At 36.9% G+C, this 16687-nt stretch carries 17 protein-coding genes; all 17 read left to right on the forward strand.

Annotated features, from left to right (window positions below; genetic code table 11):
• Window positions 1-69 precede the first annotated feature (69 nt).
• The 17 genes from MR054_RS05910 to MR054_RS05990 all read left to right on the forward strand — a co-directional run bounded on the left by MR054_RS05910 (window position 70) and on the right by MR054_RS05990 (window position 16616).
• Window positions 70-246, forward strand: coding sequence for a phage integrase N-terminal SAM-like domain-containing protein (locus tag MR054_RS05910; protein ID WP_242156953.1), 177 nt, complete (start codon window positions 70-72; stop codon window positions 244-246).
• Between the two features lie 11 nt (window positions 247-257).
• Window positions 258-455 carry a tyrosine-type recombinase/integrase gene (locus tag MR054_RS05915; protein WP_276520155.1) on the forward strand — a complete coding sequence of 66 codons (198 nt, stop codon included), beginning with the start codon at window positions 258-260 and terminating at the stop codon, window positions 453-455.
• A 122-nt stretch (window positions 456-577) separates the two neighbouring features.
• The gene (locus MR054_RS05920) at window positions 578-1036 is read left to right on the forward strand and encodes a VOC family protein (RefSeq protein ID WP_242082874.1); all 459 of its coding nucleotides are present in this window, start codon (window positions 578-580) and stop codon (window positions 1034-1036) included.
• A 289-nt stretch (window positions 1037-1325) separates the two neighbouring features.
• On the forward strand, window positions 1326-2117 hold the full coding sequence (locus tag MR054_RS05925) for a carbohydrate kinase family protein (protein ID WP_242156954.1): 792 nt from the start codon (window positions 1326-1328) through the stop codon (window positions 2115-2117).
• Window positions 2118-2141: 24 nt separating this feature from the next.
• Complete coding sequence (locus tag MR054_RS05930; RefSeq protein ID WP_242082878.1) at window positions 2142-2591, forward strand: GNAT family N-acetyltransferase; 450 nt, start codon at window positions 2142-2144, stop codon at window positions 2589-2591.
• 211 nt (window positions 2592-2802) lie between these two features.
• Entirely contained in the window at window positions 2803-3735 is a 933-nt protein-coding gene (locus MR054_RS05935; protein WP_242156956.1) for an alpha/beta fold hydrolase, read from the forward strand.
• Between the two features lie 185 nt (window positions 3736-3920).
• Window positions 3921-4718, forward strand: a complete 798-nt coding sequence (locus MR054_RS05940; protein ID WP_242082883.1) for a nucleotidyltransferase family protein — start codon at window positions 3921-3923, stop codon at window positions 4716-4718.
• Between the two features lie 213 nt (window positions 4719-4931).
• A complete protein-coding gene (locus MR054_RS05945; protein ID WP_242156958.1) occupies window positions 4932-5402 on the forward strand; it encodes a VOC family protein in 471 nt (156 codons plus the stop codon).
• A 199-nt stretch (window positions 5403-5601) separates the two neighbouring features.
• Window positions 5602-6780: a serine hydrolase domain-containing protein gene (locus MR054_RS05950; protein WP_242156959.1), complete on the forward strand. Its 1179-nt coding sequence runs from the start codon at window positions 5602-5604 to the stop codon at window positions 6778-6780.
• A gap of 277 nt (window positions 6781-7057) precedes the next feature.
• Window positions 7058-7768 carry a membrane or secreted protein gene (locus MR054_RS05955; protein WP_242156960.1) on the forward strand — a complete coding sequence of 237 codons (711 nt, stop codon included), beginning with the start codon at window positions 7058-7060 and terminating at the stop codon, window positions 7766-7768.
• 131 nt (window positions 7769-7899) lie between these two features.
• Window positions 7900-8712, forward strand: coding sequence for an alpha/beta hydrolase (locus MR054_RS05960; protein ID WP_242156961.1), 813 nt, complete (start codon window positions 7900-7902; stop codon window positions 8710-8712).
• A gap of 121 nt (window positions 8713-8833) precedes the next feature.
• A complete protein-coding gene (locus MR054_RS05965; RefSeq protein WP_242156962.1) occupies window positions 8834-9217 on the forward strand; it encodes a hypothetical protein in 384 nt (127 codons plus the stop codon).
• A gap of 3 nt (window positions 9218-9220) precedes the next feature.
• Complete coding sequence (locus tag MR054_RS05970; protein WP_242156963.1) at window positions 9221-10759, forward strand: FAD-dependent oxidoreductase; 1539 nt, start codon at window positions 9221-9223, stop codon at window positions 10757-10759.
• A 427-nt stretch (window positions 10760-11186) separates the two neighbouring features.
• A complete protein-coding gene (locus tag MR054_RS05975) occupies window positions 11187-11960 on the forward strand; it encodes a carboxylesterase family protein (RefSeq protein WP_242156964.1) in 774 nt (257 codons plus the stop codon).
• A 136-nt stretch (window positions 11961-12096) separates the two neighbouring features.
• The gene (locus MR054_RS05980) at window positions 12097-13785 is read left to right on the forward strand and encodes an arylsulfatase (protein WP_242157382.1); all 1689 of its coding nucleotides are present in this window, start codon (window positions 12097-12099) and stop codon (window positions 13783-13785) included.
• A 237-nt stretch (window positions 13786-14022) separates the two neighbouring features.
• Window positions 14023-14400: a DUF6660 family protein gene (locus MR054_RS05985; protein ID WP_242156965.1), complete on the forward strand. Its 378-nt coding sequence runs from the start codon at window positions 14023-14025 to the stop codon at window positions 14398-14400.
• 38 nt (window positions 14401-14438) lie between these two features.
• Window positions 14439-16616 carry a TonB-dependent receptor gene (locus MR054_RS05990; RefSeq protein WP_242156967.1) on the forward strand — a complete coding sequence of 726 codons (2178 nt, stop codon included), beginning with the start codon at window positions 14439-14441 and terminating at the stop codon, window positions 16614-16616.
• Window positions 16617-16687 lie beyond the last annotated feature (71 nt).

Below are 16687 nucleotides of genomic sequence, written 5' to 3' on the forward strand. Positions count from 1 at the left end.
AATAACACGTTAACCAAATCAAAAACGCCCGGAAAAAAACAAAGGCCCATATCGACTGAACAAAGCGCCTTGCTCAACAACTTTTATACCTATTTAAAGGGGAAGCGTTACAGTAAAAGTACGGTGGACACCTATTGTTTTTTTATAGCGGATTTTATAGCCTTCCATTCCTCAAAGAACTTGTACGCTCTTTCCAACAGGGACGTCAAATTGTTTATTGAAGACGTATTTGTTAAGCGGGACTAACTACTCATTTATTGGAAAACGGCGTTGATCTGCGCTTTATACAAGAACTACTGGGCCATGCCAAACCGGAAACCACTATGATTTATACCCATGTAAGCCGAAAGGATTTGTTGGCCATAGAAAATCCCTTGGATAGGGCTTTAAAACGATTAGGTAAAACTGATAATACCAATACAAATATATTCTTATCCCAAAATTTAAGCGGATAAAACCATATATTTATTGGCATATAACAAGTTGGGCAACATTACTAAAATTAATAGTAGTGATTAAATAAAAAGAGTTCGCAAGTTATTTATAATTTAAATACACTAACCAAAAATCAATAATCATGAAAAATTTGATATTAATTCTAACTTTAGTTTTTAGTTGTTTTTATTCTAATGCTCAATCTTTCAGCCTTGAACATGACCATTCAACAATTCAAGTTGAAGATATTAACAAAAGTGTTGAATTTTATAAAGACATACTACATCTAAAGGAAATACCTTCACCATGGCCTGAAAATAAGATGATAAGATTCTTTGATACTGGTAACAACCAACAACTTCATATAGGTCAAGTAAATGTTGAGTTTTTTGGTGATGTAAAAGTGAATAAAGTTCTTCATATTGCTTTTGCAGTAATCGACTTTGATGGATATCTAATCTATTTAAATGAAAAAGATGTTAATTATTCCAATTTCGCCGGAGAAAGCAAAAAAATCCAAATTAGACCAGACGGAGTGAGACAAGTTTATTTTCAAGATCCAGACGGTTATTGGATTGAGGTTAATGATGCCAAACATTAATCTTGTTTTGAAAGAACGCTAAAACATTAACAATTAGAATTATGAAGGTATATGAACTTTGCGGAAATAAAATACGTTGCACAACAAGGTATAACCCCAATTTGCTTACGCCAGTTCGCTGCACTCGTGTCGGCAGATTCGACTACCCTTAGACTGCGCTCAGGGCAGGCTAGAATCCACTCGGAATTGCTAACGTCTGTGCTAAACAGAAAATTAACGCATATTAACCCGTAACTAACGGTTATACAAGACCGTTGCATGTAATTTAACCAAAGTACAAAAATTTAAAATGAAGATTGTAGCCTTAACTTCCTTATGTGTTGATATTTATCCCGAAAAAGATAAGGTTTATGTTGGCGGAAACTCGTTGAATTTTATTACGCAATGCAAACTTTTAGGTTGTAAAGATGTAACCGTGATAGGTGCCATAGGAAATGACAGGTATGGCAAACTCATAGAAAACCATCTTGATAAATTAAAAATTAGTCGTTCTAAAATATATAAGATTAAAGAACCAACTGCTTCAAATAAAATCTATATAAATGAAGATGGGGATAGATATTTTAAAAAAGACAGTTGGAATGGCGGGGCTTTTGATGCATTCAGATTGTCTGAAAATGACTGGAATTCATTAACGGATAGCACAATTTTAGCTATGCCTGCTGGAGACCCTAATCTCAAAGAATTGCTAAACCAACGAAACAAAAATCAATTAATAGTAATTGATTTTTTAGATTATCTTGGAATTGAAGTCATAAGAGAATTTATAGATGACATTGATATTGTTTTTTTAAGTGGCAAAGAAGAAATGCTTAATGAACTGCAAGAACTTTCTGCTAAAAAAGGAAAAATGATAGTAGCAACTTTAGGAGCTGGAGGAAGTGTTGCCTTTTTTGATAATAGAAGATATTATCAGGAAGCAATTAAAGTTGAAAAAATTATTGACAGTACAGGCTGTGGAGATGCTTTTCAGGCTGCATTTGTTATTGAATGGTATCAAACTCATGATATTAAAAAAGCACTATATAAAGGGGCTTTAGCCGCAAAAAAGGTATTAAGCTTTATTGGAGGTGTTCAATGAGTATCATAACATGAAAAGAAGAAAATGAAGATAATATCTGTAAGGAAAAATCCAGAATATAAAGATGAGGCAATAGCCTATTTCCAAAAAAGCTGGCCTGATGTTATGCCGGAAATTTATGATGATTGCATAAGTCACAGCATTAACGCAAGAGATAGTCTGCCACAATGGTATTTATTAAAAAAGCATGATGAAATAATTGGTTGTGCTGGACTAATAACCAATGATTTTATAAGCAGAGGGGATTTATATCCCTGGATTAATGCACTATTTATTGATGAAAAATACAGAGGTAATGCTTATGCTTCATTACTGATGGAACAAGCAAAAACTGATGCCAAAAAGGCAGGATTTAAATACTTATATTTATGTACCGAACATATAGGCTATTATGAAAAGTATAGCTTTAAGTATATTGGGCAGGGATATCATCCTTGGGGAGGAGAGTCTAGAATTTATGAAATTGAATTATAAAAAATTACATAAAACAATGGCTATAAGTAATTGCTTGTTTTCGCCTACTTCTAAAAATTCGCGAGACACGAGCACAAAGTGCGAACTGTGCGTTAGCAAATTTTCAACTTGGTGTGTACCTGCCTGCCGGCAGGCAGGCTTGCTAAATTAACCGCTAACCCCCGCAACTACCCATGGCCGAACCGTTGTGCAACATTTGAAAAAATAGCCAATGAAGAACAAAAACTACATTTCAAAATTACTTTTTACAGCTTTTTCATTGCTGATTACTTCATATTGTAATGCCCAAATAGCAGATTCCATAAAATATGAAAATGGCTTTCTTCACTATCACGAATATGGATCCAAAGACCTACCTCCAATAATTATTTTGACTGGTGGACCCGGTAATTCATATAATCAATTAGAAGGTCTTGCAGAAACAATAAGCCCGAAATTTAGAAGCATTTTACTTGAACAAAGAGGAACTGGAAAATCAATTCCGATTCCATTCGATTCAACGACTGTGAATATTAATGCAGTAACAAAAGACATCAAAACATTATTGGATAGTCTAAAAATCGAAAAGTCTATTATACTTGGGCATTCCTGGGGGGGAATGTTGGCTATGAATTTTGCCTCAGAATTTCCCAATAATGTAAGCCATTTAATTTTAGTTGCACCCGGACCTCATAAAGATGCAAAAAATGGATTCGATGTACTAATTACGAACTGTAGACATACAAGAAGTTTTGAAGAAGAACAACGCCTAAACCAACTGAATGAACGCATTGCAAACAATGAAGCAGATTCCTTAGAAATTATTGAATCAAAGAAACTATTCAGAAGAGCGTACATTTTTGCAAATCCAATCCCAGATAGCATATTTCAAAAAATCAATAGAGGCAATAATAGTAAAACTAGCAACCTGCTTTGGAATGATATTATTTCCAACTATGACGTTTCCAAATCACTGAAAAAGTTTACAGGTAAAATTGATGTAATCACGGGAAGACAGGATGTTGTTGGCTTCTTTTCCTATGAATTAAAACGAGATATAGTGAACGCTAAAATTCATTGGATAAACGAATGTGGACATTTTCCGATGTATGAGCAACCGACTGAATTTTATAAAATATTATATAAAGTTTTGAATGCAGCATAGAAAAACGTTTCACAACAAGGGCTACAGTTCATTGCTTCTAATCTTACTTCGGAAAATATTCACGTTATAAAGTGGTATGTTATTTTATACTATTTTCGTTACTGAGCCAACACAACAAACCATACACAAACCGTTGGCATTCATTGCAAGGGTGAGAAAATTGAGCAATATAAATTTGAAAAGTTATGAACACTACTATCTTACCGCATCACCAGCGAGCAATCAATAACCTAGTGAAAGAATACCAGGATGATGAGCGGTTTGAGGCTTTAATCATTGGCGGGTCTGTTGCCAAAGGATGCGCCAGGCCGGATTCAGATATCGATTTTATGATGGTTACTACAGATGAAGAATTTAAAAACCGACAAAAAGCTGGAGACTTTTTTATCAACCGAACGGACTTAACAGATTATACCGGTGGCTTTGTGGATGGAAAAGTCATCGACATGCATTACCTCAGGCAAGTCGTTGATAGAGGAAATGAACCCACCAGATCGGCATTTGATAGAGCAATCATAGCTTTTTCAAAAGTAGATGACCTGGCTAGCATCGTCCATGCTATCCAGCAATACCCGGAAGCTGACCGGGATCAAAAAATACGAAAATTCTATTCGATGACTTTTATCCAGAATTGGCTAATGGGTGAAGCAGAGCGACATGGCAACATGTATACGAAAAGCCGCGCCGCATCACAGCTTGTTCTGTTTGCCGGGAGGTTGATTCTCACCTACAATCGCGTATTTTTCCCATATCATAAGTGGTTTTACGAATATTTGACAAGATGCAATGCCAAACCCAAGAACCTAATCAAAGAAATGAATCAGGTTTTAACCCAGCCTACTGTGGAAAATGCCAGTCGGCTGTTCGAAAACGTCCGTGGATTTAGGAATTGGAATGTGACTGACATTGAAGCTTTTCGTTGGTTTATGGAAGATGTAGAATGGTCATGGAGAGATCATAGATCCCCCCTTGAGGATTGGTAGTAAATAAGAAAAAAGGAATAGGAATTGGAACGAAGCAAAAAAAGGAATAACGAAATGCCAACAATGTATACAATTAATGGTTCGTTCTGTGTGTACTCGGAAAATTCCTGCGGAATTTTCCATAGGTTCGTTTCCTTTTACTAACTTAGACTTAGCCAACACAACTAATCATATACCATAACGTATGGCATTAAGAAAAACTGAATTGGAAGAATGATAAAAGGACTTTTTGAAACTCATTTGTTCGTTGAAAATCTTGAACGTTCAATAGAGTTTTATACGAATGTTTTAAAACTTAAACAATTTCTTAATGAAGAAGAAAGAAGAGCAGCTTTGTTTTGGATTGGAGATAAACCGAGACAATCATTTTTAGGACTTTGGGAAAAACCAAAAGATGAAATTGATTTAAGGCATTTTGCTTTTGAGTGCGACTGGGAATGGATTTTAAATGAATCTGTTGATTTTCTGAAATCTCACAAAATCGATTTTTGGAATTTTTTAGGTGACGATTCAGAAAATCCAATGGTTTTTGCAAATATTCCAGCTATAGCCATTTATTTTTCGGACCCTGATGGACATTATTTAGAATTTATTGGAAAATTACCTGGAAAGTATCGTCCTGAAAAAGGGAGTATGGTAGTTTCATATGAAGAATGGCTGGAATTAGAAAAAAATGAAAAATAACGCCATACAACAATCTATTTCCGTAATTTGCTCACGCCAGTTCGCTGCGCTCGTGTGGGCGGATTCGACTACCCTTCGACTGTGCTCAGGGCTGGCTGAATCCACTAGGAATTGCGAAAGTCTGTGCTCATCCGAATATTAACGCATATTAACCCGTAACTGACGGTTATACGAGACCGTTGTACCCAATTAAAAACAAATGACGAGACAACTAATTAACAATATTAAATCATTAACATTTTTACTATTACTTGTCTCATTATTTATCAATTGCAAGACAAAAAACAAAGACAATAATTCTGATGGTGAAGCTTCTTCATTGTCAAACCAAACAGTTCTTTCACAGGTAATTGATTCTGTTAATCAAGAAATAACTAATGGAGAATACGGATTGATTGACCGTTTTATGGTAATTAAGAATGAAGACGTTTTAGCAGATTTTAAATATACCTATGACTATGAATCAATTGCCAAAAAATATGACACAACGAACCACCAATACAATTACAACCATCCGAAGTGGCATCCATATTATCAACAAAGCGAATTGCACACATTACAATCCGTAACAAAAAGCGTTACTTCTATAATTATGGGTATTGCTCTTAATATGAATCGAAATTATGATGTAAACACAGAAATTATGGCCTTCTTTTCTGACTATACAATCGAGAATAAAGATAAAAGGCTATTTGACATTACTATAGAGGACTTACTAACCATGAGGAGTGGTTTTAAATGGAATGAAGGAGAATATTCAGACCTTACCGATGATTGCATCGCAATGGAAGCCAGTGATGATTGGATTCAGTTTGTTCTGAATAAACCTTTTGATTCTAATCCCGGTGAGAAATGGGAATATAATAGCGGAGTTAGTGTACTTATTGGAAAAGTTATTAGAGAAATTACCGGTAAAAGAATTGATGAATTTGCTGAAGAAACTCTATTTAAACCATTAGGAATTAACGAATATTATTGGAAAATAACACCGAAAGGAGAAGTTGACACAGAAGGAGGATTATATCTAAAAGCAGAAGATTTAGCCAAACTGGGAACGTTATTCCTTAATGGTGGAACATGGAAAAATAGACAAATCGTTCCACGTAGTTGGGTGGAAGCTTCGATAAGCCCTAAGGTCACTAATGTGTGGCCCAAAGAAAATGTTGATGTCGGATATGGATATCAATGGTGGACAGAGGATTATAATAATGGACAAAACGTTTTCTCTGCGAATGGATATGGCGGACAGTATTTAATGGTTGTTCCAGATAAAAAGCTATTTGTTGTGTTTAACGGATGGAATATTAACAAGAAGCCTGAAAAATCAACATTTAATGTTTTAGTAAAAAGACTACTTCCTGCATTGAAGGAAAATTAAGGGTTGCAAACTTTAGCCGTGTATAAAACATAGCTAGTAAGGGTTAAACTAGGAGATTAGTACCTGTTTGAAAAGTCCACCAAATTTTTAATTTGGCTTTTCAGATCGATAAGTTAAAAACAAAATATAAAAATTCGGTTCTGTGTTAATCCGAAAAGTTAGTGTCCTTTTATACGCTACGTTTCATAGACAACACCGTTGTGCTTCATTATGACTAACCCACAGATTCGGAATTTTGTAAGAATAAAATATAATAAAATTTAAAAAATATAAACTCATGAAAAAAATAACTGTACTGCTCATTTGCGCATTCTTATCAGTAGGACTTAATGCACAAAGTTTTATCGGGGCCTGGGAAAGTTACCACACTTCTGAAAATGGAGACACCCTTAAAAGTGTTGTTATTTTTGGGGATGGATACCAGGTCATTGCGACGTACGATTTAAAAACAGGTCAATTTATCAGAACCGAGGGTGGAACCTGGAAATTAGCCGGCGATACCATGACAGAAACAGTAGAATTCGACTCAAAATATCCCGATAAGGTTGGTAAAGAAGTGAGTTTTAAAGTGTTTATAAATGACTCTATTATGGGAATCGTTGGTTGGGATAGGGAGTATAAAAGAATAGATAATGGTGAACCCGGAAAATTACATGGCGCATGGTTATTTTCTGGTAGAGTAAAAGATGGCAAAACACAAATGAGAGATACAAGTGGACCACGAAAAACCATGAAAATACTATCTGGAACGCGATTTCAATGGATAGCCTATAATACGGAAACCAAACAATTTATGGGAACAGGAGGTGGAACTTATACAACCACCAATGGAGAATATACCGAAAATATTGAATTCTTTTCAAGGGATGATTCTCGAGTGGGAGCTAGTTTAAAATTTGATTATAGTTTAGCAGATGGTAATTGGCACCATTCAGGACGGTCTAGTAAAGGGGAACCAATCCATGAAATATGGAGTAAAAGGGAATAGTGTTATTTTGTTAAATAACCAAAAATAACGAAAACACAACAACGCCTATAGTTCATTGCGGCGGAATTTCCTGCCGGAAATTCTTATCTTGCAACGAAACCAAAACCGTTGGCCAACATAAACGAATAATAATGGGAGTCATTAAAAAAGAAAATATGGTAGTATACTTTAAATGGATTCCCCTCTTATTATGTTTAAATGCCGTGTGCAACTTTATATATGCACAAAACGACACTACAAGTAACTCTGCTGTTATTTGGAACAAAATAGAATGCCTTACACCTACGATAGTTATTCTGCCAAATAGTTTCGATGCAACAAAAAGCCATACTCTGGTAGTAGGACTTCATGGTTTTGGAAGTACAGCTGAAAGTTTTCAAAGTTTAAGCAAACCATTTACCGATGCCGGATTTATTTTTGCAACACCCGAAGCACCATACAGCCATTTAAGAGAAAACGGGACTATAGGATATGAGTGGTTTCTATATGATATTTCGTCCTATATCATGCTGGAAAGACCTGCATCCGAATTAGAAATATCTGCGATGCGTGTGACCACTGAAAAGCAGATGGATATGGTTCTTGAAGATTTAAAAGCGCGGTACAACATTGGGGAAGTTTATTTTGCAGGCTTTTCTCAAGGTGGCATAATCACCTACCTAACCGGAATCCATCATCACGACAAAATTGACGGTATGATCATATTCGCATCTGTAGTTGATGAAGATTGGCTGGGAAAAGATGATATTCAAGACGGGAAGGGTGTAAGAACTCTGATTATTCAAGGTGAAAAAGACAGGGCTGTACCATTTGAATATGCAGAAGCAGCACGTGACCTTCTGATTAACAATGGATATAAAGTTACCTACAGAACATTTGATGGAGGTCATAGTGTCCCTAAACATCTTTTGCCCTTTGTAATTGATTGGATAAATAAAAAGTAAACCTAAAAACGTGTGCCAAAAAAGCCTATACGCAATACCCTGCGGGTTACTGCGCATATACAAACCGTTGTAGGGCAGTGTGCCTAAGAATGTATAAACCTACTGACCTAACTCATTTGAAATGAAAAGAAGAGAATTTATCCTGCTGTCAGGACTGGGAATTTCGGCCATCGTAATTCCAACATATTATTATAAGTTTTATACGCCTGAATACGATCCATTATTGACCGAACCTGAGTTGCTATCTAACATATTGGATGGTACTACAATTCGTAATATTGGTGAGATTTACCGTAAACAATTTTCAGATGAAAATAGCGAACGTAAGTTGGCAAAACTATTATCTGATTATGCTTCAACTGAATCAACCACAACGATTGAAATGTTACGTCAACAATTTGCAGTTGATTATGATAAAGGAAATACTGTTATGGTTGACGGCTGGATTTTGTCAAGAACAGAGGCGCGTCAGTGTGCACTTTTTTCATTAACCCAAACCGACTAGGCCATGCATAAAGACGCCAAAACATTAGATAACAATACGGTAATTGAAGGAGACATATGCATTATTGGTGCAGGTGCTGCCGGTATCAGTATGGCTTTAGATTGGAAGGATACTTCCTATAAAGTAATCTTACTGGAAGGTGGCGGGTTTGAATACGATGAAAAAGTGCAGGAACTTTATGCTGGAAAAACAACTGGCCAAAAATATTTTCCGCTAAAATCTGCCCGTCTTCATTATTTCGGAGGAACAACTGGCCATTGGGCTGGGATGTGCGCCCCTCTTGACCCAATCGATTTTAAGGAACGGAATTGGGTACCTAATAGCGGCTGGCCAATTTCTAAAAATGATCTTGACCCTTTTTATGCAAAAGCGAATAAGGTACTGAAACTGGGACCTTATAATTATGAGTACGAATACTGGAATAACGAACTGCCGAACTTAACTCCCTTTCCCTTTGATCATAATGTGGTGTGGAACAAAATGTGGCAATTTAGTCAAGCCCGATATGGTGACTTATATAAGAAGGAGATTCTTGAAGCAAGAAACATTCACCTTTACACTTATGCCAATGCGGTGGATATCAAAACCAATGATAACATAACTCAGGTTAAAGAAATAATTGTCAAAAATTACGCAGGTAAAACACATACAGTAAAGGCAAAAAACTTTGTAATGGCATGCGGGACAATTCAGAATGCTCGCTTGTTATTAGCATCAAATTCTCAGGCACCTCAAGGCTTGGGCAATCACAATGATTTGGTTGGAAGATATTTTCAAGAACACTTGGAAGTGGCTTCTGCCGAATTATGGTTAACAAAACCATTCCCTACCAATTTGTATTCGTGGGAATACGGAGTAACAAAGGCTAGTGCAGAGTTGGCTATTACCCCAGAAGTTCAAGCCAAAGAAAAAATTTTAAACGGGACCGCTTCGTTACAACCTCTCAGTGTTGCCAAATATCAAAAACCTAGAATGGAAACCTGGCAAGACGGTGACCCTAGGAAAAGTCTAGAAAACGTGTTTGAAAACTGGGGTGAGGCAGCAGAAAAAGCCAAGGGAGAAAAAGGAAACATCGAACATGCTTATCAACTTAATACAAGAATCGAACAAGCCCCTAATCCAAATTCTAGAGTTACAATTGGAAAAGAAAAAGACGAATTAGGAATGCCGAGAGCAAATCTACATTGGGAATTAACCCCTCTGGATAAATATAGTGTTCGAAAAATCTATCAAATTCTCGGTAGACAGGTCGGCATTGCAGGAATTGGACGAATAAGACTTAATGAGTTCTTAAGGGATGAAAATGACGACACTTTTCCTGATAGTACAAATGGTGGATGGCATCACATGGGGACAACACGAATGGCTGACGACGCGAAGAAAGGAGTTGTAGATTCTAATTGTCAGGTTCATGGTATATCAAATTTGTTTATTGCAGGTGCTGCATGTTATCCAACCTCTGGGGCACCAAATCCAACACTCACCTTGACAGCATTATCACTTAGACTATCTGATTACCTAAAAAATACATTCAGATATTGAATCTACAAGCGACAACAATGTATTAAATCCAGTGCCACTCAAGCCAACACACGGCCAAAGCTACGGTTTTTATACAAACGTTAGGTTTCATTCCACAACGGAAAACAGGACTTCCATATGAATAAACTGGGTCGAATCTGATAAAAATAAAAACGAATACCCCTAAAGAATACGATATCTAAGGAACTAAAAAAATCCTTGAGTATCGGACAGAATTGTTTCCGAATAAAACTGAATTAATAAACCTTGGGCAACAATAGCTATAATTCATTGCCAGGTTCCTGCCTTTTCGGAAAATCCTACGGATTTTCCTACGGTTCAGTTTTATTTGCTAAATTGGTTACCTAAACACGCAGCAAGCCATACACAAACCGTTGGCTACAATTTTGCTAAAAAATGAGATATGCACTGTTTTAATAAAGAACATATGAAAAAATCAAATATAAAATTGGTGGTTTTGATGTTAACATTTTTATGTTGCTTGAGTACCTTTCCCCTATTTGCTCAACCACCCCGATTCAGTTTTGAGAAGTATGTGACTTCTGAAGGAGATACTTTAAACTACCGATTACTATATCCAGATGCTAATCCATTGCGTAAATTTCCTCTGGTTGTTTTTTTACATGGGGGTGGTGAAAATGGGAATGATAATGACGCCCAACTTAAATGGGGTGTTATGAATTTTGCTACAGACCAGGCTATGGCAAAACATCCCGCTTTTGTGATTGCTCCACAATGCCCCAAAGACATGAATTGGTTTAATTTCAACTTTGAAGAAAATATAAAACTTCTGCCTGATCCTTCGAAACCCATGGAATTAATGATTAAACTTATTAACGAACTTATAGAAAAATACCCCATTGATAAAAATCGCATTTATATTACCGGACTTTCTTCAGGTGGCACAGGAACTTATGACGCTATTCAAAGGTATCCGGATTTATTTGCTGCTGCTGTACCTGTTTGTGGTGGTGGAGACATTTCAAAAGCCGCTTCCATAGCACATATCCCCATGTGGATTATTCAAGGGGTCGAAGATCCAGCTGGAGATCCGAGGAGTTCGATTGATATGGCTAAAGCATTAATAAATACAGGTGGACGTCCGGGGCTTACATTATATCCTGAAGTAGGACATTTTTCCTGGTTAGCTGCATATAGTAATTCGGCATTGATGGAATGGCTGTTCAGACAACAGAAGTGAGTTACATTATATTAGTCATCAAAATAAACTTTAGCCAACAATGTGTATGGTGCATAGCACGCTTCGGGATGCTACGACACCATACACAAACCGTCTTGCATCATATAAATTAACCTGAGTTAAAATAAAACAAGTGATGAAAATACTATCGAAGCGAAAAAGAAAAAAAATAAGGATTAACTATCAAGGTTTAGCTCTTTTCAATTGCAAATTCATACTATTGCTCTTAATGGGCTCATTGATTTCGTGTTTAGAAATAAAAGAAAAAAATAAAGAACCCCAGCGACCTAACATACTCTTATTGGTAGCAGATGACCTTGGATATGCAGATTTAGGGTGCTATGGGAGTGATATACAAACACCTAATATTGATAATTTAGCAGCTCGAGGCGTTAGATTTAGTCGGTTTCATACATCTCCTTTATGCGCCCCAACAAGAGCCATGTTACTTTCTGGCAACGATAATCACATTGCAGGAATGGGTATACAGTCAAATCAGAATGCCGGATTCGGCTATGAAGGAAAGTTAACAGATCGTATAGTTACCATTCCGGCCTTACTTCAAACCCATGGTTACCATACCTACATGGCTGGAAAATGGCATCTTGGAGGAGACTCTTTGTCCATTCCATTCAGTAAAGGTTTCGAACGCTCCTTTGTTAATATCCGAGGGGCTGGAAATCATTATGATGACCAGGGGCTCTTTGAAGAAGTTCCAATCACTCCATATTTTGAAGATGGGAAACCGGCCGCCTGGACCAAGGGGGACTATTCTACTGATTTTTATACGGATAAACTCATTGAATACATAGACCTTAATAAAAAAGATAAAAAACCATTTTTCGCATTTGCAGCATATACATCTCCACATTGGCCATTGCAAGTGGATGAAAAATATTGGGAAAAATATGTGGGACGCTATGATGATGGATATGAAAAATTAAAAGAAAGACGTCTTGAAAGTTTAAAAAATGCAGGGATGATTCCAAAAGATGCCGTGTTACCCCCTAATCATGAAAAAGTAATTCCATGGGATGCTTTGTCTTTGGAGGAAAAGAAAAAGGAATCAAGAAAAATGGAATTGTATGCTGGAATGGTAGATAATCTAGATTATAATATAGGGAGAATTGTACAACATCTCAAAGATATTGGTCAATTCGAAAATACATTAATCGTATTTATGTCGGACAATGGTGCCGCAGCTGAGGATTTCTATTATCATGAATATTATGGGCCGTTTATCAGAGCGCATTTTAATGATGATTACGAAACCATGGGGCAACCCCATTCTTTTATTTCGTATGGCCCTGGATGGGCGGAGGCGGGATCCGCTCCTTTTCGGCATTATAAAGGGTTAACGACTGAAGGTGGTATTATCGCTCCAATGATTATTGCCGGACCAAATGTTGAAAGAAAGAATGACATTCATGAAGGATTTCTAACATTGATGGATATAGCCCCAACTTTTTATGAAGTAGCTCAAGCAAGGTATCCCGAAAAATTTGAGGGGAATAAAACGTATCCCCTGAAGGGAAATTCATTGATACCGTTTTTATCTGGAGAGACGAATGAGATACACGCTCCAGAATATCTATTTGGCCTGGAGCACAATAACCTTGCCATGATTAGAAAAGGCGATTGGAAGATCACCAATATAAACAAACCTTTTCTTGAAGAAAATTTTAAACTTTATAATGTATCTCAAGATCTTGCGGAGCGCCATGATCTCCAGGAATCTGAACCTGAAAAATATAAGGACTTGTTGGAGGAATGGAGGGAATTTTCTAATGAGGTAAAAGTGCAAATACCTCCTCCGCCTTGGTAATTCAACTCCAGTCGAAACACGAAGTCACAGCTTCAGCGTGTATACTAACCTTATTTCTCTCTTTTGTTCTTTCTGATTAATTAATTAAAATTAAGGGATTGCAAACTTAAGATGTATATCGCACATTTAAATGTTCCATATACAAACCGTTACATTGAACTCTAAACAACTACCTTAGACGCATCAACCCCATTTACTAATCCATTTTTCAATAGCTTATTTTGTACATTTGCACCAATGAAAACGCTTTGTTTAATTTTGGCTTTATACTCTTTTTGCCTATCAACAATTCCTTGCTGTTCGGACAATAACTGCAATGACGATATACAAACCGAGCAAACCGACCATCATTCTGAAAAAGAAAAAGGCCATGACGATAGTGATTGTTCTATGTGTTCTCCATTTTTTGCCTGTGGAACGTGTTCAGGATTTGTGTATTCAAAGTTGCACTTTTACCTCAAGAACCTTCCTTTCCATAAAAGCAAATTCATTGCGTTTTACGTACCACAAATTACAGATGATTTTTTTGCCAAAATCTGGCAACCTCCCAAAAAAAATAATGATACAAAAGTGGCCAATCCACTACAAATGGTTAGCGGTGCGAAACACCACTAACCCAACTATTTCATCATTAATTAAAACATATTAGACCAATGAAAAATTTCATCTTGCTTTTGTTGGTAATGCTATATACCTCTTTGGCTTTTGGACAAAACACATTCAAAGCCATTGTAAAAGATAGCGAGAGCAAAGAAACACTTATAGGTGCAACCGCATATTTGCACGGTAGCGCCAGTGGGGCCATCACAGACCAAAACGGTTACTTGGATATCCATAATATCCCGAATGGAACCCAAACCATAATTTTTAGATATATAGGGTATAAAGAGAAAAAGCAAACGTTCAACTTCCCTTTATCAGAAACGGAAACCGTTGAGATTTTACTTTCCAAAAGTGAAGGGGAACAATTGGATGAAGTAGTCATTGCTTCCACTCGCTCCAAAAGAACGATCTACAACATACCCACAAGAATTGAAGCCATTTCGGGAGAGGAACTCCAGGAAAAGGGAAACATGAAACCCGGCGATATTCGTATGATGCTGAACGAGAGCACAGGCATTCAAACTCAACAAACATCCGCAACTTCCTACAATTCAAGTATCCGAATCCAAGGGCTTGACGGGAAATACACTCAAATATTAAGAGATGGCTTTCCGTTGTATGCGGGGTTTTCAGGCGGCTTAAGTTTGATGCAAATTGCACCACTTGATTTAAAACAAGTGGAGGTGATTAAGGGGGCTTCTTCAACCCTTTATGGTGGTGGTGCCATTGCGGGCCTGGTAAATCTGGTATCAAAAACGCCCAAAGCAGAAAGGGAACTAAGCTTTATGTTGAACGGCACCTCTGCTCTGGGCTTGGATGTCAGCGGATTTTATTCCCAAAAATTCAATACTAAAGTGGGGACCACCATTTTTGCCTCCTATAATTTAGGCACCCCTTATGACCCCGCAGATATTGGACTTACAGCCATTCCTGAATTCAGGCGTTACACTATAAATCCAAAGGTTTTTTTGGATTTTGATGACAAAACCTCACTCAACATTGGTTTCAACAGCATCATAGAAGACCGCACAGGTGGTGATATTACATTCATTGAAGGAGATGGTAATGCCACAAACCCATTTTTTGAAAAAAACAACACCACCCGCTTCAGCACCCAATTAGGAATAGACCACCAATTAAACGATAAATCAAGACTATCATTCAAAAACAGTGTTAGTTATTATGACCGAAAAATTGAGATTCCTGATTTTATATTTTCTGGCAAACAGTTATCTTCATTCAGTGAAGCAACGTATACGTACAGAGAAACGACATCAGAATGGATAATGGGCCTTAACCTTTGGACAGACAAATTCACACAAGACCCATTGACTATTTCAGAGGTTGTTGATTATAAGCATGTCACTTCTGGCTTCTTTGTACAAAACACCTGGGATGCAACAGACAAATTTGCATTGGAAACGGGTTTTAGAGGGGATTATCAGAATGAACATGGTTTTTTCGCGTTGCCCAGGATTTCTGCACTATTCAAAGTCAACCCGAAATTGAGCATGCGGCTTGGCGGCGGTTTAGGATACAAAACCCCGACCGTTTTTACTGAAGATGCCGAGCGCATACAGTTCAGAAATGTATTACCCATTGATGTTTCCAATACAAAAGCCGAGCAGAGCCTTGGTGGTAATTTTGACATAAACTTTAAAACTCCACTGACCGACCAATTATTTTTTAGTATCAATACCCTATTCTTTTACACACAAATTAAAGACCCCTTGGTACTTACTTTGTTAAACAATGGATTTTATGAATTTCAACAACCCAATGGTTTTATTGATACAAAAGGCATCGAAACAAATATAAAGTTGACTTATGGGGACTTAGCCCTTTTTGTTGGTTATACTTTAGCCGATGTAAATGAACATTACAACGGAACAAAGAATGCCTACCCATTGGTTTCAACCCACCGACTAAATAATGTGCTGATGTATGAAATGGAAGAAAAATTGAAAATTGGCTTGGAAGCCTATTACTTTAGCCCTCAAGAATTAAATGATGGGACAACTGGCAAACCGTATTGGCTTTTTGGGTTTATGGTAGAAAAGCTATGGGAGAATTTTTCCATTTTCATCAACTTTGAGAACTTTGGCGACACGCGACAAACAAAGTTTGGCAGTATCTTTACAGGTTCAATTGAAAACCCAGTGTTTAGGGACATTTATGCGCCTTTAGATGGTTTTGTGGTGAATGGAGGTATAAAAATAAAACTATAGGGAAACACTCTTAAAGCGCCAAAGCGCATTAAACCAAATCAAAATATATCGAAAAGGGCAGCATAACACTG

The organism is Aestuariivivens sediminis, assembly GCF_022662105.1.
GTDB lineage: Bacteria > Bacteroidota > Bacteroidia > Flavobacteriales > Flavobacteriaceae > Aestuariivivens > Aestuariivivens sediminis.